The sequence below is a fragment of the Williamsia sp. Y844 genome (assembly GCF_056786475.1).
Genome location: NZ_JBXCJB010000002.1, coordinates 108,753 through 128,822 on the forward strand (window position 1 = coordinate 108,753; position 20,070 = coordinate 128,822).

At 64.5% G+C, this 20,070-nt stretch carries 21 protein-coding genes and 1 riboswitch; of the genes, 10 read left to right on the plus strand and 11 right to left on the minus strand.

From position 1 onward, the window contains the following. Window positions 1–84 precede the first annotated feature (84 nt). A complete protein-coding gene (locus AC1TQG_RS12870) occupies window positions 85–681 on the plus strand; it encodes a carboxymuconolactone decarboxylase family protein (protein ID WP_482137438.1) in 597 nt (198 codons plus the stop codon). On the opposite strand, the gene sigJ is transcribed toward AC1TQG_RS12870, so the two are convergent. From sigJ to AC1TQG_RS12890, 4 genes are read right to left on the minus strand one after another with little or no spacing between them, the layout of a single operon-like run. After that, window positions 606–1,577: an RNA polymerase sigma factor SigJ gene (gene sigJ / locus AC1TQG_RS12875; RefSeq protein ID WP_482137439.1), complete on the minus strand. Its 972-nt coding sequence runs from the start codon at window positions 1,575–1,577 to the stop codon at window positions 606–608. The genes AC1TQG_RS12870 and sigJ overlap by 76 nt on opposite strands. Beyond that, entirely contained in the window at window positions 1,577–2,668 is a 1,092-nt protein-coding gene (locus AC1TQG_RS12880; RefSeq protein ID WP_482138722.1) for a maleylacetate reductase, read from the minus strand. Before AC1TQG_RS12880 ends, sigJ begins: the two co-directional genes overlap by 1 nt. 24 nt (window positions 2,669–2,692) lie before the next feature. Beyond that, complete coding sequence (locus AC1TQG_RS12885; RefSeq protein ID WP_482137440.1) at window positions 2,693–3,466, minus strand: pirin family protein; 774 nt, start codon at window positions 3,464–3,466, stop codon at window positions 2,693–2,695. A 43-nt stretch (window positions 3,467–3,509) separates the two neighbouring features. Then, entirely contained in the window at window positions 3,510–4,022 is a 513-nt protein-coding gene (locus tag AC1TQG_RS12890) for a VOC family protein (protein ID WP_482137441.1), read from the minus strand. Window positions 4,023–4,157: 135 nt separating this feature from the next. On the opposite strand from AC1TQG_RS12890, the gene AC1TQG_RS12895 reads away from it, so the two are divergent. From AC1TQG_RS12895 to AC1TQG_RS12930, 8 genes are all read left to right on the plus strand, one after another. Further along, window positions 4,158–4,622 carry a MarR family winged helix-turn-helix transcriptional regulator gene (locus AC1TQG_RS12895; protein WP_482137443.1) on the plus strand — a complete coding sequence of 155 codons (465 nt, stop codon included), beginning with the start codon at window positions 4,158–4,160 and terminating at the stop codon, window positions 4,620–4,622. Between the two features lie 506 nt (window positions 4,623–5,128). Further along, window positions 5,129–5,223: riboswitch (SAM riboswitch) on the plus strand. 32 nt (window positions 5,224–5,255) lie between these two features. Next, window positions 5,256–6,323, plus strand: coding sequence for an LLM class flavin-dependent oxidoreductase (locus AC1TQG_RS12900; RefSeq protein ID WP_482137445.1), 1,068 nt, complete (start codon window positions 5,256–5,258; stop codon window positions 6,321–6,323). A gap of 84 nt (window positions 6,324–6,407) precedes the next feature. Then, on the plus strand, window positions 6,408–7,517 hold the full coding sequence (locus tag AC1TQG_RS12905; RefSeq protein WP_482137446.1) for an LLM class flavin-dependent oxidoreductase: 1,110 nt from the start codon (window positions 6,408–6,410) through the stop codon (window positions 7,515–7,517). Beyond that, window positions 7,514–7,663, plus strand: a complete 150-nt coding sequence (locus AC1TQG_RS12910) for a hypothetical protein (protein ID WP_482137448.1) — start codon at window positions 7,514–7,516, stop codon at window positions 7,661–7,663. Before AC1TQG_RS12905 ends, AC1TQG_RS12910 begins: the two co-directional genes overlap by 4 nt. After that, complete coding sequence (locus tag AC1TQG_RS12915) at window positions 7,660–9,285, plus strand: ABC transporter substrate-binding protein (RefSeq protein ID WP_482137450.1); 1,626 nt, start codon at window positions 7,660–7,662, stop codon at window positions 9,283–9,285. Before AC1TQG_RS12910 ends, AC1TQG_RS12915 begins: the two co-directional genes overlap by 4 nt. A gap of 2 nt (window positions 9,286–9,287) precedes the next feature. Next, window positions 9,288–10,289 (plus strand): ABC transporter permease, encoded by a 1,002-nt coding sequence (locus tag AC1TQG_RS12920; protein WP_482137451.1) that lies wholly within the window; start codon window positions 9,288–9,290, stop codon window positions 10,287–10,289. Then, a complete protein-coding gene (locus AC1TQG_RS12925; RefSeq protein WP_482137453.1) occupies window positions 10,282–11,184 on the plus strand; it encodes an ABC transporter permease in 903 nt (300 codons plus the stop codon). The genes AC1TQG_RS12920 and AC1TQG_RS12925 overlap by 8 nt, the downstream gene beginning before the upstream one ends. Next, window positions 11,181–12,851, plus strand: a complete 1,671-nt coding sequence (locus tag AC1TQG_RS12930; protein ID WP_482137454.1) for a dipeptide ABC transporter ATP-binding protein — start codon at window positions 11,181–11,183, stop codon at window positions 12,849–12,851. The genes AC1TQG_RS12925 and AC1TQG_RS12930 overlap by 4 nt, the downstream gene beginning before the upstream one ends. A 20-nt stretch (window positions 12,852–12,871) precedes the next feature. Here the strand turns inward: AC1TQG_RS12930 and AC1TQG_RS12935 are convergent, their stop codons facing one another. From AC1TQG_RS12935 to AC1TQG_RS12960, 6 genes are all read right to left on the minus strand, one after another. After that, window positions 12,872–13,450 (minus strand): TerD family protein, encoded by a 579-nt coding sequence (locus tag AC1TQG_RS12935; protein WP_482137456.1) that lies wholly within the window; start codon window positions 13,448–13,450, stop codon window positions 12,872–12,874. A gap of 64 nt (window positions 13,451–13,514) precedes the next feature. Beyond that, window positions 13,515–14,300: a putative hydro-lyase gene (locus tag AC1TQG_RS12940; protein ID WP_482138724.1), complete on the minus strand. Its 786-nt coding sequence runs from the start codon at window positions 14,298–14,300 to the stop codon at window positions 13,515–13,517. A 46-nt stretch (window positions 14,301–14,346) separates the two neighbouring features. Beyond that, a complete protein-coding gene (locus tag AC1TQG_RS12945; protein WP_482137458.1) occupies window positions 14,347–15,222 on the minus strand; it encodes a 5-oxoprolinase subunit C family protein in 876 nt (291 codons plus the stop codon). Beyond that, on the minus strand, window positions 15,219–15,848 hold the full coding sequence (locus AC1TQG_RS12950) for a 5-oxoprolinase subunit B family protein (protein WP_482137459.1): 630 nt from the start codon (window positions 15,846–15,848) through the stop codon (window positions 15,219–15,221). Before AC1TQG_RS12950 ends, AC1TQG_RS12945 begins: the two co-directional genes overlap by 4 nt. Then, window positions 15,845–16,600 (minus strand): LamB/YcsF family protein, encoded by a 756-nt coding sequence (locus tag AC1TQG_RS12955; RefSeq protein WP_482137460.1) that lies wholly within the window; start codon window positions 16,598–16,600, stop codon window positions 15,845–15,847. The genes AC1TQG_RS12950 and AC1TQG_RS12955 overlap by 4 nt, the downstream gene beginning before the upstream one ends. Window positions 16,601–16,625: 25 nt before the next feature. Next, a complete protein-coding gene (locus tag AC1TQG_RS12960; protein WP_482137461.1) occupies window positions 16,626–17,855 on the minus strand; it encodes an NRAMP family divalent metal transporter in 1,230 nt (409 codons plus the stop codon). Between the two features lie 137 nt (window positions 17,856–17,992). Here AC1TQG_RS12960 and AC1TQG_RS12965 point away from each other — a divergent pair, with 137 nt between their 5' ends. Then, a complete protein-coding gene (locus tag AC1TQG_RS12965) occupies window positions 17,993–18,685 on the plus strand; it encodes a GntR family transcriptional regulator (protein ID WP_482137463.1) in 693 nt (230 codons plus the stop codon). 9 nt (window positions 18,686–18,694) lie between these two features. Here the strand turns inward: AC1TQG_RS12965 and AC1TQG_RS12970 are convergent, their stop codons facing one another. Beyond that, window positions 18,695–19,909, minus strand: coding sequence for a sensor histidine kinase (locus AC1TQG_RS12970; RefSeq protein ID WP_482137465.1), 1,215 nt, complete (start codon window positions 19,907–19,909; stop codon window positions 18,695–18,697). Window positions 19,910–20,070 lie beyond the last annotated feature (161 nt).

Consider the following 20,070-nt stretch of genomic DNA (forward strand, 5'->3'; position numbering starts at 1 on the left):
TCCGCGAATCTGTCACGTTTTCGCCTGCTGTCTCGTCTACCCCATAGAGGCGCACCTCGCGCCGACGGATTGGGAGGAACAGACATGGCACGGATACCAGCACTGGCGCCGCAAGACGCGGGGCTGATCGTCAAGGGCGTGTATCGGTACGCCGAGCGCCGGTTCGGGTCGGTGCCCGAACCCTTTGCGGTCCTGGCACACCATCGGGGCCTGTTCATGGCGGCGGGCGTGCACGAGAGTGCGGTGGAGCGGGCGTCAAAGGTGTTGCCGCCGAATATTCGCGAGATCGCCGTCTACCGAACGGCGTGGGTTGTCGGATGTTCGTGGTGCATCGACTTCGGCACCATGCTCCAGAAGCATGAAGATCTCGATATCGACCGCTTGCAACAGATCGCCGACTACGAGACGTCGCCGCTCTACAGTGCCGATGAGCGGGCCGCGATCGCCTACGCGGACGCGGTGAGCGCGACGCCGCCCACGGTCACCGACGAGCAGGTGGACGACCTACGCGAGCGATTCGGAATCGACGGACTGATCGAGCTGACCTACCAGATCTCGCTGGAGAACCAGCGCTCCCGGATGTATGCGGCGCTGGGTATGACCGATCAGGGATTTTCCACTGACTCCTGCCGTGTGCCCTGGGCCGGCGGTGACGCTGCCTCGGAGGCGGGCACGAGCTGAGCGGCATCGATCGCAGTCAGCTTGGTCGGATCGGCGATGTCGTAGATGGATACGATCAGGCCGTCGCGGACCACAAAGCAGACGACCCGGGCCGGTGAGGCGCGACGATCACCCTTGACCTCCCAGCCGGCGGAATAGGTTCCGAGTTCACCGTTGACCCGGACGGGTATCTGCAGGGCGAGTGCGTCAGGTCCGTAGCGGCGCAGAAGCCAGAACAGGAATCGGGCAACTCCGGCGGCACCGCGAATCGCCTTCACCGCGGTTGGTGTGGTGCGGTTGGCGTCGCCGACGATCATCGCGTCCGGATCCAGTGCGGCCAACACCGCATCCATGTCGCCGGCCGCCATCGCCGCGACGAGCCTGCCGACGGCTTCGGCCTGTTCGGTGTCGCTGACCGGGGCCGGGATGTCGGAGACGGTTCGACGGGCCCGCGAGGCGAGTTGGCGTGCCGACGCGGTCGAGGAGCCGAGGATCTCGGCGATGTCGGCAAAGGGAACGCCGAATCCGTCGTGGAGGACAAAGGCAACGCGCATTGCCGGGGTGAGGGTTTCGAACAGCACCATCGCGGCGTAACGACTGTCTTCGGCTGCGATGACGGCGTGCAGTGGATCGTCGTATTCGGGGGCTATCCGGGTCACGATCGGCTCCGGAAGCCATTGGCCCACATGACTTTCACGTGTCACGGCGGCTGATTTGAGACGGTCGAGACAGATCCGGCCGACCACGGTGGTCAGCCAGGCGCCGAGATCGTCGATCGCGTCGTGCTCGGCCGCATCGAGGCGTAACCAGGACTCCTGAACCGCGTCTTCGGCATCGCTGATGCTGCCGGTGATCCGGTATGCCACCGACAGCAGCCGACTGCGATGCTCTTCGAAACGCTCCCCGAGATTCCCCATCACGGCATGGTGGATCGGGTCCGAGCGGACTCGGTGGATGGTCGGCGTCCGACGGTAGCATCGCGCAGGAGTTCGGCGACGCCGGCAGATGTGACCGGCCTCGGATTCGGATACGGCTTGGCGGTTGCCAATTGGCTTGCCCGAGCGATGGATTCGGGATCGAATCCGAGTTCGCGAAGTGAGCGCGGCCCGCCGAGCCCCGCCACCAGGTCGTAGACGCCTGCCGCGGCATCGGGCACACCCATGGCATTGGCGATGCGCTCCATCGTCTCCGGTGCGGCGGGGGTGTTGTAGGCCATGGCATGCGGCAGCACGACGGTATGCGTCGGGCCGTGGGGCAGGCCGAAACTGCCACCCAGGGTGTGACAGAGCTTGTGGTGCAGGCCCATTCCGACAGATCCCAGGCAGCTGCCGGCCAGCCAGGCCGCGCGGAGCAGGTCGGATCGGGCCTGCGCGTCGTGGAGATCAGCCATCACGCGGGGGAGTGCGCGGTTGATGGCCGTGACGGCGTCGAGTGCCATGAGGTCGGTGACCGGATTCGCGTCGGCCGAGTACAACGCCTCGACCGCATGCGCCAGGGCATTGATCGAGCTGGTGAGTGTGATCGCGGCAGGCAGATCCATGGTCAGGTCGACGTCGTAGATGACGGTCTCGGGCAGGATGGCCGGCGAACTGCGTGTGGTCTTGACCCCGTCGACGGTCTCGCCGAGTACCGGCGTCACCTCAGAGCCGGCATAGGTGGTCGGAACGATGATCTGGTCGTATCCGCCGCGTACTGCCAGCGCCTTCGACAGTCCGGTTGCCGAACCACCGCCGATCGCCACCACACAGTCGACATCTGCTGCTTCGGCCAACTCCATCGCGCGCTCGGTGACCTCCAGCGGCGTGTGCATGACCGCGCCGTCGAAGCGGGCCGCGAGCGCAGTTCCCAACTGGTCCGTGAGCTCGGTGGCCAGGGATTCCAGGCGCGGTCCGGCGATCAGCAGAACCCGACTGCCGCCGAGCCTGCTGACCTCGTCGCCGACGGTTGCCAGGGTCCCGCTGCCGAACACGATCCGCGACGGCGGTCCGGGATCGGTGAAGCCCCGCATCGGGTCTGCCATGTGCCCGGTGTCTCAGGCCGCTATCGCGGCATGCATTTCCCACACGATGACCTCGGCATCGGAGGTGGCGGTCAGCTGTTGCCCGCCATCGCCGTGGACGCGGACCGCGTCGCCATCGCCGAGCTCGCCGACACCCTCCATCACGACGTCGCCGCGCGGGACGAAGACGTGCAGCAGGGGAGCGTCGGGAAGTGTCAGGGGATGCTGCCCGGGGGACATCCTCGCCACATGCATGGTGGCGTAACGGTTTTTGATGCGGATCGCCGAATGGTCGACGTACTGCGGCATGCCCGAGGCCACCGGAACCAATCCGCCGGACAGCAATTCGTGGTCGATCTCCAGTTGCTCGTAGCCCGGCGTGATACCGGATTCATCAGGGACAACCCACATCTGGACGAAGTGCACGGGATCGTGGGTCGCATCGGCGGTGTCTTGGCGCCAGACATCGTTCTTCTCCGAATGCATGATCCCGGTACCGGCGCTCATTCGCTGCGCCAGACCGGGGTAGATGACGCCGTTGTGTCCCATCGAGTCCTGGTGGACCAGGGAGCCCTGCAGAACCCAGGTGACGATCTCCATGTCCTGATGGGGATGAGTGTCGAAACCTTGTCGGGGCAGGACGATGTCGTCGTTGTTGACCATCAGGACACCGTGGTGGGTGTTGGCCGGGTCGTAGTGGGGGCCGAAAGAGAAGGAGTGTTTGGAGTCGAGCCAACCCGCGTTGGTCTTGAAGCGACTGTCGGCACGGCGGACGTCGAAGCGGGTGGGAGGTGTTGCTGTGGTCATCGGTAGGGCCTTTCGAGTGGAGCGCTATCGCCAGAAGCCATGTCTAGAGAACGTGAGAGCCGTACATCTCGCCGAGTGGATCGGCGATGAGTTCGAGGCGGGCCCCGTCGGGGTCGCGGAAGTACAGCGACACCTCGCTGTGTTCGATGAGTTCGACGCCCGCGTCGATCAGTTTGTCGCGCAAATGTTTCCAGCGCTGCGGCTCGACACTGATCGCGACATGATGCAGCCCGCCGAGGACTTCCTGGTATGGACCGACATCCAGGCCGGGAAAGTCGAAGAACGCCAAGAGATTTCCGTTGCCGATGTCGAAGAAGAAGTGCGAGGAGCCGGGATAGTCGCGGTTCTCGATGAGTTCGGTCAGCGGGAATTCGAGTAGGTCCTGGTAGAAGCGAACGGTGCGTTCGACGTCGCTGCTGACCAGTGCGGTGTGGTGCAGACCGCGAGCAGAGGAGGCCGGCCGGGATTCGGCGGGTACCAGGTGTTCGGCGCGGATCGCCTCACGCTTGCCCGCATATTCCTGCAGGCGCTTCTCGTCGATGTCGGCGGTGCTCATGGCCGGTCCTTCCGTGCGGGGGTCTTCATCCAGTGTGCGCTTCGAGTGGGCAGAGGTAAATGGTTGCGTGCTCAACTACTTCGGTAGCGTACCGCAACTGGTTGCTTTGTCAACTACTTTGGCTATGCTCTAGTCGTGGAATCAACACAGTGGCTCAGTGAGGACGAGCAGCGGACGTGGCGCGCGTACCTGGATGCGACCCGGTTGCTGCTGCGGACGCTCGATCAGCAGCTCGCCCGGGATGCCGGTTTGTCGTTCACGGACTTCGAATTGCTGGTCATCTTGTCCGAGGCGCCGCAGCACCGACTGCGCATGCGGGATCTGGCTGATGCGATCACGACCACGAGAAGTGGCGCCACCAGGGCAATCGGCCGTCTGGTCGACGCCGGATGGGTGCTTCGCGTCGAATGCGAAGACGACAAACGCGGCATGATGGCGGAATTGACCGACGCCGGGATGCAGAAGCTGGCGTCGGCGAGCCCCGGACATGTCGCCGAGGTCAGGCGAAACATGTTCGACCTGCTCAGTCCGCGGGACGTTGCCGTGTTGGGGCGAGCATTCGCCGACACACGCGAACACCTGCTGCAGGCGCCCGAGTAGACGGCCGGTTCGATCGACAAGTCATCCCGGCTGCGGTGTGGCGGTGAAAAGTCATTGCGGGTACAAGCATCTTGCCGAACCTCTTGTACTCCCGGGCGCCGACCGGTCCTCGCTGATGGCAGATCGGGAGATCGCGTTTGTTCTGTTTGGCGTCGCAGCCCCCAGGATCATCGAAGACGAGGGCAACAAGCCATAGCGGGTCCGGCGACCTGGGCGCACGATTCCGATGGCCATCAAAAGATGGCGTGGGGTTTGAACCTGACTGAATCTAACCGTTCCACGGCGGGTGGTCATGACGCGTCGTGCCGGACGGCCTGCGATCACCGCGGACCGACCGGATCGCCCTGGAGGCTGTTGTGCTGCGGCAATGCTTCAGAAAGTCCGTCGGTCCGTTCGCCGGAAAGGGCTGAACATCCCTGATGGCGGGACCAACGTGACTCACACTGTCTGTCGGGCAAGTTGATTCATCGTTTGACGCGTTATGGGCACCGGCTTACTGTGCACAAGGATCATCAAGAGCGATTGAGAGACCCGGCTCGCTGACGTCGCAGCAACCCCCCGCCTCGGCGGGTGCGGGTGCTACTGCCGGGACCGATGAAGGTTGTGTGCCATGCCGTCAGTTCAGGAGTCCGGGTGAAGTTTCTGTTGATCAGTCTGATCACCCACACGCCTCACCCGTTGTCCGGCGAGACCGTGACCGCGGCGGAGCGGTTTCGAGAAGTGATCGACAACGCGGTTCTCGCAGAGGAATTGGGCTTTGACGGTTTCGGGGTGGGCGAGCGGCACGAGAGGCCGTTCATCTCCTCGTCGCCACCGGTTGTGCTCAGTAACATCGCCGCACGGACTTCGACCATCGCGCTGTTCACCGCGGTGACAACGCTCAGTCTGCTCGATCCGGTTCGCGCCTTCGAGGACTACTCGACCCTCGACAACCTCTCCGGTGGCCGACTGCAACTGATGATCGGCAAGGGCAACGGCGCCGCGCAGGCCAAGCTGTTCCACGTCACCGAGGCCGACCAGTGGGAGCGCAACCGGGAAGGCTACGAACTCTTCCGACGGTTGTGGGAGGACGACACGGTCACCTGGACGGGCAAGTACCGGCCGTCGTTGACCGACGCCGAGGCCCTGCCCCGCCCGCTGCAGAAGAAGATTCGCGTCTGGCACGGCAGCGCCACCAGCCGTGAATCAGTCGATCTGGCAGCATTTTACGGAGATCCGCTGTTCTCGGCCAACGTCACCAATCCGATCGAACCCTATGCCGAATTGATCGACCACTACCGAGCGCGGTGGGCGGCATACGGGCACGATCCGGCGGATGCTCTCGTGGGTGCGGGATCGGCCGGGTACTACGCCACCAAGAACTCGCAGGATGCGATCGACACATACCGCCCGATCTTCGACGCCACCTTGGCGAGAATCGGGTCATTCGGTCTGCCGCTGGTGTTTCCGACCCTCGAGGACGCCATCGAACGAAGCTCACTTCTGCTCGGGAGCCCGCAGCAGGTGATCGACAAAGTGTTGCGATATCACGAGAAGTTCGGTCATGAGGTCATGCATCTGCACGCTGACGCCAGCGGCCTCACCGACTCCCAGCATCGCGACTCGCTCGAACTCTTCCAGTCCGAGATCGCACCGGTGCTCAGACGTGAGATCCCGAGCCGCCCGATCTCCACTCCCGTCGCGTTGGAGGCTCTGACATGACCGCTTCGACCCGGCTCCCGCCGTCGATGCGTATCGGTCGGCGCATCTTCGCGCACTTCATCTGACACATCGAAAAGGACAAACATGCCAGTAGAGTTCCTGGGGATCGCTGCCACGAATGACGGCACCGAGATCCACCCTCGTACCACCGCCGGCTCCTTCGACAGGGAGTACACGCTCAAACTCGCTCGTGCACACGAGGATTTCGGATGGGACCGGATCCTGTTCGCCTATGGTGCCGGTGCTCCTGAACCTGCGGCGGCCGCCTCATACATCGCGAGCAATCTCGAACGCATCGAGATCCTGCTGGCACACCGTCCCAATGTCTCGTACCCGACATTCGCCGCCAAAACCTTCGCAACACTCGACCAGATCTCCGAGGGACGGGTGACGGTGCACTTCATCACCGGCGGCAACGACAGCGAACAGCAGCGGGAGGGTGACTTCCTGTCGAAAGACCAGCGGTACGAACGCACCCGGGAGTACATCCAGATCGTCAAGAAGGTGTGGACCAGCCGGGAACCGTTCGACCACAACGGCACCTACTACCGGTTCAACGACTTCGTCTCCGATGTCTTCCCGGTTGCGCAGCCTCGGCCCGACATCTCCTTCGGCGGGTCGTCGTCGGCGGCCTATGCGGTCGGCGGCGCGGAGGCAGATATCTACGCGCTGTGGGGTGAACCCCTCGAAAACACGGCCGAGCAGATCGCGTCGATCACCGCGTCTGCGAAGGCCGCAGGTCGTGAAGGGCGCCCGCGATTACAGGTCGCGTTCCGGCCGATCATCGCCCCGACCGACGAATTGGCCTGGCAGAAAGCCGAATCGATACTCGGTCAGCTCAATGCCCGAGCAGCCGGCGCCGCCCAGCTCCCACGCGGATTCTCCCTGACATCGCCTCAGAATGCCGGTTCCCAACGTCTACTGGAGATCGCTGATTCAGTCGACCGCTTCGGAGCCGCGGGATGGACGGCAACGTCCAAGGCAACCGGGGGCGGCGGAAATTCCAACGCGCTGGTCGGTTCTCCGGAGACGGTGGCAGCCGCGCTGCTCGAGTACTACGACCTGGGGATCGACATCCTCTCGGCCCGCGGCTACGACCTGCTCGACGACGCGATCGACTTCGGCCGGTATGTGATTCCCATCGTTCGTGAGGAAGTCGCCAAGCGCGACAGGAAGATCGCGGGTGTGGCGTGAGCGGGCTGGTTCAAAACCACACTGATTTTATTGAAGATATTGGGGCGCAACGGTTTAACCTCATCAGTGAGCTGATAACGGGCGAAGCAGCCGCCGCTTCTCCGCAGGAGCGTGCTATCGCCAGGATCGATGGAGGAAATCGATGAATGCACGTGTGTCCCGCCCGCTGTTCGCCGTGGTCGGCGCCGCGCTGATGACAGCAACCCTGCTCAGCGCCTGCGGGTCCGACGCCTCCGGCGGCGAGGGCGACGCCGGCCCCGCTGCGCCGGGTGGAACCCTGCGCTACGGGCTTTCCGGGGCACCGACCTGTTCGGATCCGGCACAGGGCGCCACCAACCAGACGATCTATGTCACCCGCCAGGTGGTGGACTCCCTGACCGACCAGGATCCGCAGACCGGTGACATCACACCGTGGCTGGCGGAGAGCTGGGAGATCAGCCCCGACGCAAAGTCGTTCACCTTCAAGCTCCGCGACGGCGTGACCTTCAGTGACGGCACGCCGCTCACCGCGGAGTCCGTGAAGAAGAACTTCGACTCCATTCTTGCGCTCGGTGCCGCGAAAACCCCGCTGGCCTCGAGTTATCTGACCGGCTATGCGGGAACCACGGTGGTCGACCCGCTGACCGCGACGGTGGATTTCAGCACACCGAACGCGCAGTTCCTGCAGGCCACGTCGACCTCGCAGCTCGGCCTGCAAGCCGATGCCACCGTCGCTCAGACCGCCGAAGCGCGGTGCCTCGGGACCAATATCGGCAGCGGCCCGTTTACCTACTCGGACTGGCAGCAGGACCGGTCGGTGTCGCTGGCCAAGCGCACCGGTTACAACTGGAGCTCACCGGTTTTCGCCCATGCCGGTGAGGCATATCTCGATGGCATCGACTTCACGGTGATCCCCGAGTCGGGTGTGCGCACGGGATCGCTGTCCTCGGATCAGCTCGACGCGGTCAGTGACGCGCTGCCCCAGGACGCGCCACAGATCGAAGCGGTCGGTGGTCAGGTTCTCACTACCCCGAACCCGGGCATCACGTTCGGATTCCAGCCCAATGTGACCCGTGGGGTCCTCACCGATCCGGCTGTGCGGCAGGCGATCATCCCGGCCATCAACCGTCAGGAACTTGTCGACACCGTTCTGGGTGACGATTTCAATGTCGCGACCAGCGCACTGGCCGCGAACACTCCCGGGTACACGGACCTGTCGTCGGAGGTGACCTTCGACCAGGACAAGGCGCGCTCGATTCTCGACCAGGCAGGATGGGTCGACGGAGGCGATGGAATCCGGGAGAAGGATGGCCAGAAGCTCTCTTTCACGCTCTCGTTCAGCGCTGTGTTCACCGGTAACCAGGCGATTCTCGAGTTGGTTCAACAACAGCTGAAGGCCGTCGGGGTCGACCTGCAGCTCGGTCTCCTCTCGAATGCCGAGTTCACCGCGCTGCAGGCCAGCGGGGACTACGACGCGTTGTACTACAACAGCACTCGCGCCGATGGAGACATCCTGCGTACGACCTTCGGACTCGAAAGTCGCAACCTGAACCATCGTGGCCCGATCCCGGTGCTGGATGAGGCACTCTCCGGACAGCTCGCGACGACGGAGAAAGCGCCGCGCGACGTCCTGCTGGCCACTGCGCAGGAGCAGGTCATCTCGGACGGTCTCTGGATTCCCACCACGGAACTGTCACAGGTCATCGGTACCGGGTCGAAGACGCAAGACGTCAAGTTCGACGCGTCTGCCAGACTCGTGTTCTTCGATACCTGGATATCCGGGAACTGATCGTGATCCGGTATGTCGGACTGCGGGCGCTGCAGGCGGTCGGTGTCCTCTGGGCATCGTTCACCGTGGCCTTCCTGATACTCTTCGCCCTCCCATCTGATCCGGTCAGTATTGCGGTACAAGGCAATTCGGCGACACCGGTGGATAAACAGGCGGTTGCAGATCTGCAGGCCCGATACGGACTCGACCAGTCGTTGTTGTCGCAGTACTGGACCTCGCTCACCCACGCGATCCGTGGTGACTTCGGTACGTCGATCTCGACCGGGCAGCCGGTGACCACCGCGATCGGCGACGCGCTGCCGAATACCCTGGCATTGGCGCTGGCCGCGTTGACCCTGGCGCTGTTGTTCGGTGGGTTGATCGCCTTTGCGACGACGTATACGCGGACCCAGTGGTTGCGTACAGCGCTGCAGGCGTTGCCGCCGTTGGGTGTTGCGGTCCCGACGTTCTGGGTCGGTCTGATGCTGTTGCAGGCCTTCTCCTTCAACCTGCACGTCTTCCCGGCATTCGGGGACAGTGGATTCTCGACCCTCGTGCTGCCCGCGATCACGTTGGCTCTGCCGACGGGGGCGGTGATCGCTCAGGTCCTCGCCTCGAGTATGGGCACCACTTGGCGGCAGCCGTTCGTCGAGACGGCACAGGCCAAGGGGGCGAGCCGGTTTCGGGTCGTGACGCATCACGTTGTGCGGCTGGCCAGCATCCCGGCTCTGACCATCGCGGGAGTTCTGTTCGGCAATCTGGTCGCCAGCGCGGTGGTCGTGGAGACCGTCTTCTCCCGGGCCGGTGTCGGTCGCCTGATGCAGACGTCGGTGATGGCCCAGGACATCCCGGTCGTGCTCGGCATCGTGGTCCTGTCGACGGTGGCGTTTGTCTTGATCAACCTGATCGTCGACCTGTTGTATCCACTCATCGATCCGAGGATCGTCGAGACATTCCGGAAGAAGACGCCGTCCACCGATGCCGCGGCGTCCGACACAACCGAGAAAGAGGCCGCGCATGTCTGACCTCATACTCGCCGACAGCAAGATCCTCGACCGCGAGGCCGAGGTGGCACACCCGCCGGATCGACGGCCAGCACCCCGACGGCTCGGAGCACGGAACATCCTGCGGCATTCGGTCCTGGGGTTGGCGATCATCGTCTTGCTGTTGGTCATCGGGTTTGCGCTCTTCCCCTCGGTCTTCGCCAGTGGCGATCCGCTGACCGGTGTTCCGGCAGACAAGTTCGAGGCACCGAGTGCCCAGCACTGGTTCGGCACCGACAACATCGGTCGTGACGTCTACACCAGGGTTGTCCACGGATCTGGACTGTCGTTGACCGCAACGCTGTTGGCAGTGGGGATCGCGCTGATCGTGGGCACGCTGATCGGTTTGCTCTCAGGTTCGATCGGCGGCGTCGTCGACGCGGTCCTCATGCGGGTGGTCGATGTGCTGCTGTCGATTCCGGCGCTGCTGCTCTCCTTGGCGCTGGTCACCGCGCTCGGCTTCGGGACGGTCAACGTAGCGATCGCGGTCGGGGTGGCGATGGTCGCCAGTTTTGCGCGCGTGACCCGTTCGGAGGTGTTGCGGGTTCGCCGCGCCACGTATGTCGAGGCCGCCTTTGCCTCCGGTGTCCGCTGGCCGACCGTGCTCTTCCGCCACATCCTGCGCAACTCCTACGCGCCGGTGATCGCTTTGGCCGCAGTCGAATTCGGAATGGCGATCCTCGCGGTGTCGGCCCTGAGCTTCCTGGGATTCGGGGCGGCGCCACCGACGCCCGAGTGGGGGTCGCTCATCGCCGAAGGTCGCAACTATCTGGCCGTGGCATGGTGGATGACGACCCTTCCCGGGCTCGTGATCATCGCGGTCGTGATCTCGGCCCACCGCGTCGGCCATCAACTTGATCGAGGCGGGTCCCGATGACCAATCCACAACCTGTTCTGAATATTTCAGGTCTGCACGTTCAGTACGGATCCGACGTCGGACACGCAGTCGATGGTGTCGATCTGGAAGTCGCCACCGGCGAGGTCGTCGCGATCGTCGGTGAATCCGGATCAGGCAAATCGACCACTGCGCATGCCGTCATCGGTCTGCTGTCGGGGAGTGGGCGCATCACGGCCGGGTCGGTGTCCTTCAGGGGCAACCGGATCGACAACGCGCCCGAGCGGGCATTGGAGAAGATCCGCGGCGCGCATATCGGACTTGTGCCGCAGGATCCGACAACCTCGTTGAACCCGGTGACCCGGATCGGCGATCAGGTGGCCGAGGTACTGCGCATCCATGGGCGCGCCGACCGGCGCCGGGCCAAGATCGAGGCGCTGCGCATTCTCACCGAGGCCGGTCTGGACAATCCTGAACTCCGGATGCGGCAGTATCCGCAGGATCTCTCCGGCGGACAGCGGCAGCGGGTGTTGATCGGTATCGCACTGGCCTGCGAGCCGGATCTGATCATCGCGGATGAACCGACCAGTGCACTCGACGTCACGGTGCAGCGCCGGATTCTCGATCACCTCGATGAGCGCATCACCGCGACCGGTGCGGCCGTCCTCCTCATCACCCATGATCTCGGTGTTGCCGCCGATCGGGCGGACCGCATCGTCGTCATGAGCGAGGGACGTATCGTCGAAACCGGTTCAGCGGAGAAAGTACTCACCGATCCTCAGCACGACGACACACGCAAACTTCTCGCAGCGGCGCCGAGCATGACAGCGGTGGCGCGTGTGTTGCCACGCAAACCCCAGGCAACAGATGTGGGTTCGGCGCTGCTGTCGGTTCGGAACCTGTCGAAGACCTTCCGCGTCGGACGCGGTAGCTCTCTGCTCGCCGTCGATGACGTCTCGTTCGATGTGCCAAGGGGCCAGACGTTTTCACTCGTCGGTGAGTCCGGATCGGGTAAGTCCACCACCGCCCGGATCGTGGCCCGCCTCGAGACCGCGTCGTCCGGCACGGTCGGGTTCGAGGGTCATCAGATCTCGTCCGTGCGAGGAAAGGAGTTGCGTGCCCTGCGCCGCAGCGTGCAACTGGTCCACCAGAATCCGTACGCATCGTTGAATCCCAAGCTCACCATCGACAAGATAGTCGCCGAGCCACTGCAGGCCTTCGGAATCGGGACGGCGAAGGATCGGCGGGAGAAGGTTCGCGAACTGCTCCATCAGGTTGCGTTGGGGGACAAGTATTTGTCCCGGTATCCGGCGCAGCTGTCCGGCGGGCAGCGACAACGGGTGGCGATCGCTCGGGCCCTGGCACTGAATCCGCAGTTGGTCGTTCTCGACGAGCCGGTCTCTGCGCTCGATGTCTCGGTACAGGCGCAGATCTTGGACTTGCTGGCAGCGCTGCAGCAGGAGCATTCGTTGAGCTACCTCTTCATCTCCCACGATCTTGCCGTTGTTCGGCAGATCAGCGACGGGGTCGCGGTGATGCGAAAGGGGCGGATCGTCGAAACCGGCCGCATCACAGACGTTTTCGATGATCCGCAACACGAATACACCCGTGAGCTCATCAATGCAATTCCAGGAAAGCAGGCAATTCCGGGAAAGCGGGCAATTCCGGGAAAGAAAGCCATCCAGGGAAAGAAGGTTGCGCTGCGTTGACGCGGCAGCGGAACCCTGAACTAGCTGATGTTGACGCCGTAGTCGCGGGCAATGCCGGCCAGACCCGAGGCGTAGCCCTGACCGATGGCCCGGAACTTCCACTCGTTGCCACGGCGGTAGATCTCACCGAAAACCATCGCGGTTTCGGTGGAGGCGTCCTCGCTGAGGTCGTAGCGGGCGAGTTCGCGGCCGTCGGCACGATCCACGACGCGGATGAAGGCGCCGTGCACCTGGCCGAAGCTCTGACCGTGCGTATCGGCGTCGTGGATGGTCACCGGAAAGATGATCGAATCGACTTGTGGGTTCAGCGCCTTGAGGTCGACGTTGATCGCTTCGTCGTCACCCTCGCCCTCACCGGTGCGGTTGTCGCCGGTGTGCTCGATGGCGCCGTCGGGGGATCTGAGGTTGTTGTAGAAGACAAAGTACGAATCGTCGAGAATCCTTTTGTTGCTGTCGATTCCGAGTGCGCTGGCGTCGAGGTCATAGTCGGCTCCGGTGGTGACACGGACGTCCCAACCGAGCCCAACGGTCACCGCCGTCAGGTTGGGGGCCGCTTTGCTCAGCGATACATTTCCGCCCTTGGCCAGGCTCACCGACATCTTGATCCTCCGTATTTCGCAGTTGCGTCTTTCTCGTGATCAGTCGTGTCCAGCCTACCGGTGGTCAGGGAACGAGATAGTTGCTGTCCCGGGCGTCGGTGACGACCATGTGTCCGGGTGCGTGTCCGATCGCCAGATCCGGGCGCGATTCCATCACCGCTGCTTGGGGGGTGACGCCGCAGGCCCAGAACACCGGGATCTCGCCGGGGTGGATCTCGACGGCTTCGCCGAAGTCCGGTGCGGCGATGTCGGCGATCCCGAGCGCGCCGGGGTCGCCCACGTGGACCGGTGCGCCGTGGACCGAGGGGTATCGCGAGGTCACCCGAACGGCTGTCGCGACATGCTCGGCAGGCATTGGTCGCATCGAGACCACCAGGGGTCCGGAGATGCTCCCGGCCGGTCGGCATCGTTGCGACGTCTTGTACATGGGCACGTTCTTTCCCTGCTCGATGTGACGCACCGGTACACCGGCTTCGATCAGTGCGGCCTCGAAGGTGAAACTGCAGCCGATGAGAAACGACACCAGGTCGTCGCGCCACCAGGGGGTGACATCGTTTGTCTCGTCGACCATTTCACCGCCGCGGTAGACCCGGTACAGCGGCGCGTCGGTGCGGATGTCGCTGCCCTCGCCGAGCAGCGGGCCGGTCACTGCTCCGGCATCGATGACGTCGAGGATCGGGCACGACTTCGGGTTGCGCTGTGCAAAGAGCAAGAAGTCGTAGGCGTCGGCGCGGGGCAGTGAGATGAGGTTGGCCTGCGTCCAGCCCGGAGCCCATCCGGCGGTCGGGGTGATGAGACCGTCTCGAAACAGCGCGCGGGCCTGCTCCGGATCCAGTTTTGCGGGGTCCATCATGGTGTCCCTCCTCAGGGCATACAGGTCGTGACAGCGGGCGGGGCTATCTGGTCCACCGCAATTTGATGTGTTGGCCGGGCCGGATCTGCGCGGCGAGATCGACATCGTCGTCGACAACAACCGCGACCACGGGATACCCGCCGGTGACGGGATGGTCTGCCAGGAAGATCACCGGTTCGCCGCTCGGTGGCACCTGGATGGCGCCGCGGACGATACCTTCGCTCGGTAGTTGCCTGCCGGGATCGCGATGTGCGAGCCCGGATGCGGTGCCGCTCAATCGCATTCCGACCCGGTCGCTGCGGTCGGATGCCTGCCAGCGGGTGTGCACCAGGGCGTCGGCGTCGTCGACCCAGTTGTCTCGCGGACCGCGATGCAACCGGAGCTCGATCTCACCGGTTGTCGGCGTCGCCACCGCTGCGACATCGATCTCGACCAGATCGCCGGGTCGCGGCCCGAGTTCGAGCACATCGCCGACGGCCAGTGGGGCGGGACCGAGTCCGGACAAGGTGTCGGTACTGCACGATCCCAGCGTCTCGGGAACGTCGAAACCGCCACGTGCGGCGACGTAGGCGCGTAGTCCGGCGCGGGCCATACCGAGGGTCACCACATCGCCGGGAAGGATTCGAAACGGTGCGTTCATTCCGGCCGGATGTGCGCCCGATCCCTTGTCCACCAGAACATCGAGGTCGGCGCCGGTGACCGCCAGCCAGACCTCCTGCTGTGCCCGCAGCGATAAGCCACCGAGGGTCACCTCGACTGCGGCGGCTCCTTCGTAGTTGCCCAGGAGTCGGTTCCCCAACGCGTGGGCATGCCTGTCGGCCGCACCCGATCTGCCAACGCCGAGTGCGGCGAAACCCGGTCGTCCCTGGTCCTGCATGGTGCTCAGTGGGCCGGTGGCCAGAACTTCGAATGCCTTCATCGCCCGGCCTCCCGGAACTGCACCGAACACCCCGGGCGTAGGAGCGCGGGGGGTTCACGGTTGGCGTCCCACATGGATAGATCCGTGTGACCGAGCAGCTGCCAGCCACCGGGTGATGTGCGCGGATAGATTCCGCTGAACTCACCGGCAAGTCCGACGGCGCCCGCCGGAACCTTGGTGCGGGGTTCGTCCCGGCGGGGGACCTCGAGTCGGGCATCTCCGCCGATCAGATAGGCGAACCCGGGGGCAAACCCGCCGAAGGCGACCTTCCACGGCGATCCGGTGTGTGCTGCGACAACCTCGGTGGTCGACAACCCGGTGAGCCGGCCGATCTCCTCGAGATCGGCGCCGTCGTAGGTGACCGGTACTTCCACGACGAGTTCGCCGGCTGCGGCGTCGGACGGCGGGGTTCCGGCAGGCGCGGGGAACAGCGAGCCCACGGCGGTACGGATTGCGGGTAGACGTGTGGGTGAGTCGGTGACCAGCAGAACCGTGCGCGCGCCGGGGATGATGTCGACGATGCCGGGCAACTCTGCGTTGCCGAGGGCCGAGGTCCAGGTGATCGCCTCATCGGTGGTGTCCACCTCGATCATCAACGACCGATCGCCGTAGGCGAGTAGGTTCATGTGAACGCTTTCACCTCGACACCTTCGGCTGCCAGCAACTCGCGGACCGCCACAGCCATCTGCGCGGCAGCAGGTGAATCTCCGTGTACGCATATCGAATCCACGTCGATGGCGACATCTGTCCCGTCGACGGATTCGACGACCGACTCGGTCACCATGCGCAATACCCGGGCGGCCACGGCAGCTGGATCGTCGAGCATCGCTCCTGGCTCGCTGCGCGGCACCAACGTTCCGGCCGCGGTGTATCCGCGGTCGGCAAACGCCTCCCGTACGACGCGCAGGCCGCGTTCTTCACCGAGGGCGAGAAGCCGGGAACCGGGAAGGCCGAGCAAGGCAAGACTGGGATCGAGCGCCGCGATCGCGTCGACAAGCGCCAGCGCATGTTCTTCATGGTGGACAGCCGTGTTATACAGCGCTCCATGGGGTTTGACGTAAGTGACGCGGCCGCCGACGGCAGCGGCCAGCGCTTGTAGGCCGCCGATCTGGTAGACGACATCGTCGGTCAGTTCGGTGCGGGTGGCGTCGACGAATCGCCGGCCGAAACCGGCGAGGTCGCGGTAGGCGACCTGCGCTCCGATCCGGACCCCTCGGTCGACCGACCATCCCGCGGTACGCGAGATGGTGCTCGGATCGCCTGCGTGGAAGCCGCAGGCGATGTTGGCGCTGGTGACCAGATCGAGCATGGCCTCGTCGTCGCCGAGGTCCCAACGACCGAACGATTCGCCGATGTCACTGTTGAGGTCGATGGTCATCACAGGTCTCCCAAGGTCGTCAGCATCACAGGTCTCCCAGGGTCGTCAGCGACTCGTAGCCGAGGTAGAGCGTGATCAACCAGGCGATCACTCCGATGGACAGAAGCCATGTCGGGTACCGGTATCCACCGAGCAGGTCACGTCGGCGCCACGCGACCCACAAGATGATTGTGAACCCGAGCGGCAGGATGATGCCGTTGAACGCACCGGCAAAGATCAGGAGTTTGACCGGTGTCGTCTCGATCAGCAGGTAGATGACGGTGGAGATGGCGATGAATCCGACCGTCAGTAGATTCCGGGTCCGCGCGGTGGTGTCGCTCTTCGTCAGGAAGGAGACGGAGGTGTACGCGGCCCCGATGACCGAGGTGATGCTGGCCGCCCACAGGATCACACCGAAAACGTGCAACCCGATGTCGCCGAGTGCGGATTCGAAGGCCGACGCGGTCGGATTACCCTCTGCGAGTTGGACTCCGCCCGCGGTCACGCCCAGGATGGCGAGGAAGAGCAAGACGCGCATGATGCCGGTGACGATGACGCCCATGATCGACGTGCGACTGATCTCGCGGATGTGCCCCGGTCCGGTCAACCCCGAATCGAGTAGTCGGTGCGCGCCGGCATAGGTGATGTAACCACCGACTGTTCCGCCGATGATGGTGGTGATGACCAGGAAGTCGATCTCCTCGGGAATCACCATGTTGCGCAGGGCGTCTCCGGCCGGTGGTCCGGACACGACCGCGACGTAGCCGGTCATCAGGATCATTGCCGCACCGAGCACGACGACGATCCGATCCAGGGCCACGCCTGCCCGCTTGCTGAGGAAGATGGCGATGGCGATCACCGCCGAGATGGCGCCGCCGATCTTGGGTTCGAGTCCGAACATCGAGTCGGTACCCAGACCGGTGCCGCCGATGTTGCCGATGTTGAACACCAGGCCGCCGAGGACGACCAGGCCGGCCAGGACCCAGCCGGCACCGGGAACGACATCGTTGGCCAGTTCGTGAGCACGTTTCCCGGCGACCCCGATCACCCGCCACACATTCAGCTGAACTGCGATGTCGATGAGGATCGAGACCAGGATGGCAAACGCGAAAGCGGCACCGAGTTGCACGGTGAACTTGGTGGTCTGGGTGATGAAACCCGGTCCGATGGCGCTGGTGGCCATCAGGAACATTGCGCCGAGCAGGGCGGCGCGCCCGCCCTTGGCGTCGACCGCCTTCTCAGTGGTGTTCATGGTGGTGGCAGGCGTGTCTGCCATGGAACTCTCCTCGGTTTGGCGGACCCCGACGGGCTTGGGGTGTTCTCAGCGTCGTATCCAATTGTTTCCAGAATGTTTCCTCAGCGCTAAGGATTGTTCAACAATCCCGCAATCCTGCGTTCTCGTAGACTCCTAATGTGGAAAACGAGTCTGGATTGGACGACGTGCTCGGTGTGCTGGTTGCTGCCCGCGGAGAGGTGGTCCGCACTTCGTCCGCCGAGCGGGCCGCAGCGGTCTTGCGTACCCAGGTCGACGAAGGTCGCCTGCGGTCAGGGAACCGACTACCGGAAGAGTCGATCGCGCGGGCGCTCGGTATCTCGCGCAATACGCTCCGCGAGGCGCTCAGCCAGCTGGTTTCCGAACGCATACTCGAGCGGGTCCCCAATCGGGGCGTTCTCATCCGGACGCCGGGCGCTGACGACGTGCGGGACGTCTACCGCGCCCGCCGGGTCATCGAGTCGGGTGCGATACGAGTGGGTCGCGGAGCGCCGCCCTACCTGGCCGCGATGGCTGCGGCAGTGGACGCGGGGCGGGTCGCGATCGCCGCGGGTGACGGCGATGCGGTGGCGACGGCGAACCAGCACTTCCATCGTGCTGTGGTGGCTCAGGCGCAGAGCAACCGCCTCGACGTGGAGATGAACCTGCTGCTGGCGGAAATGCGGTTGGTGTTCTTCCGAAGCGCGTCGGCGCGTGACTTCCACACCCGGTACGTCGAACGGAACGCCGAAATCGTGAATCTGATGGCGGTCGGGGCCGTCGAGGAGTCGGCTGCGGCGATGGACCGCTATCTATTCGATGCCGAAGCACATCTGCTGACGCAGTTCGACTGAACTGTCGGGTCAGTCGCCCGTCGTGGTGTCCCAGCGGGCGACAACGCGATAGCCCCGGCCCAGGGCGTCAGTTCCGACTTCGAGTGTGCCGCGACTGGATTCGACCCGTTCGGTCATGCCGGTGATGCCGAGGCCGGTACCCGGCTGCGGTGCAACAGTTTTCGTGCTACCCGGTCGACCTCCGTCGTCGAACACGCTCACCTCGAGCCGATGTGGCGGATGGGCGGTCACCGAGACCTCGACCACCGGCGATGCACCCGCGTGGCGGCGCACGTTGCTCAGTGATTCCTGGACAACGCGGTACGCCGCGACTCCCATCGCCGATGGCACCGCAGCGGTGTCGCCTTCGGTTTCGTAGTTCACCGTCAGGCCGTCCGCGCGGGCGCGATCGATGAGGCCGTCGACCTGTCCGAGTGTTGGTGCCGGTGTCAAGGGCGCGGCCTGGTCGCGGTCCCGCAAGGCTTCGAGCATGGTGCCGAGCTCGTCGAGTACCTCACTGCTGGCCGCCCGGATGGCCTCGAGGGCCGGTTTCGCCTGCTGCGGTTGCCGGTCGAGTAGATGCGCCGCGACACCGGCCTGCACATTGATGGTGGCCAGCGCGTGGGCGACCGAATCGTGCAGGTCTCGCGCGATGTTCAGGCGCTCATCGGTCATTGCCTGCCTGCGGCGCAGCTCATCGCGTTCCCGCTGTGCCGCAGCCCGTTCGGTGCGCGCGGAGAGCGCGATACCCGCCAGTGCCAGCGTGAAGGCCCACGCCGGACCGGCGATTCCGATGGTCCCGAGCGTTCCGGGACCGATCCACCGTCCGGCGATCACCGCAACCGACATGACGGCGGCACCCACGAGCGCCATCGTGCGGGATGCCCGATACCCGGCCAGGGCCATGGACAGCGGGCCGACCAAAAGCGCTGGGCCACCGGGGTATCCGCGAGCGAGGTAGACAAAGATCACGCAGGCTGCGACACCGATCATCACCTGTGGATATCGGCGGGACAGGGCCAGCGACAGAGCGCCGATGATCCCGAGGGTGATCGCGAGACCGTCGATCGGTTGACCGGTCGTACCGGTGTGTCCCAGGAGGCTGCCGACGACGACCAGGATGATCACCGCCAGCGCCAGTGCCAGATCGGACGCTCGCACGCCGAACACGCGCACCCCGAACTCGCGCACCCCGAACTCGCGCACTCCGAGGTCGCGCAGTCTGTTCGACCATCTGACGTCCACCTGGCCGATCGTAGAGTCGTTCGGTGCGGCTCGCGTCGGTTCACCGTTGAGATCGCACAGGGCGGGGCGATGATTCGGTGCGAGGGACGTACGTCAGGTGTGGAGATCTGCTTCGAATGCGGTCAGCGCGATCGGCGGGTGGTTACGCTCGGGGCAGGCGA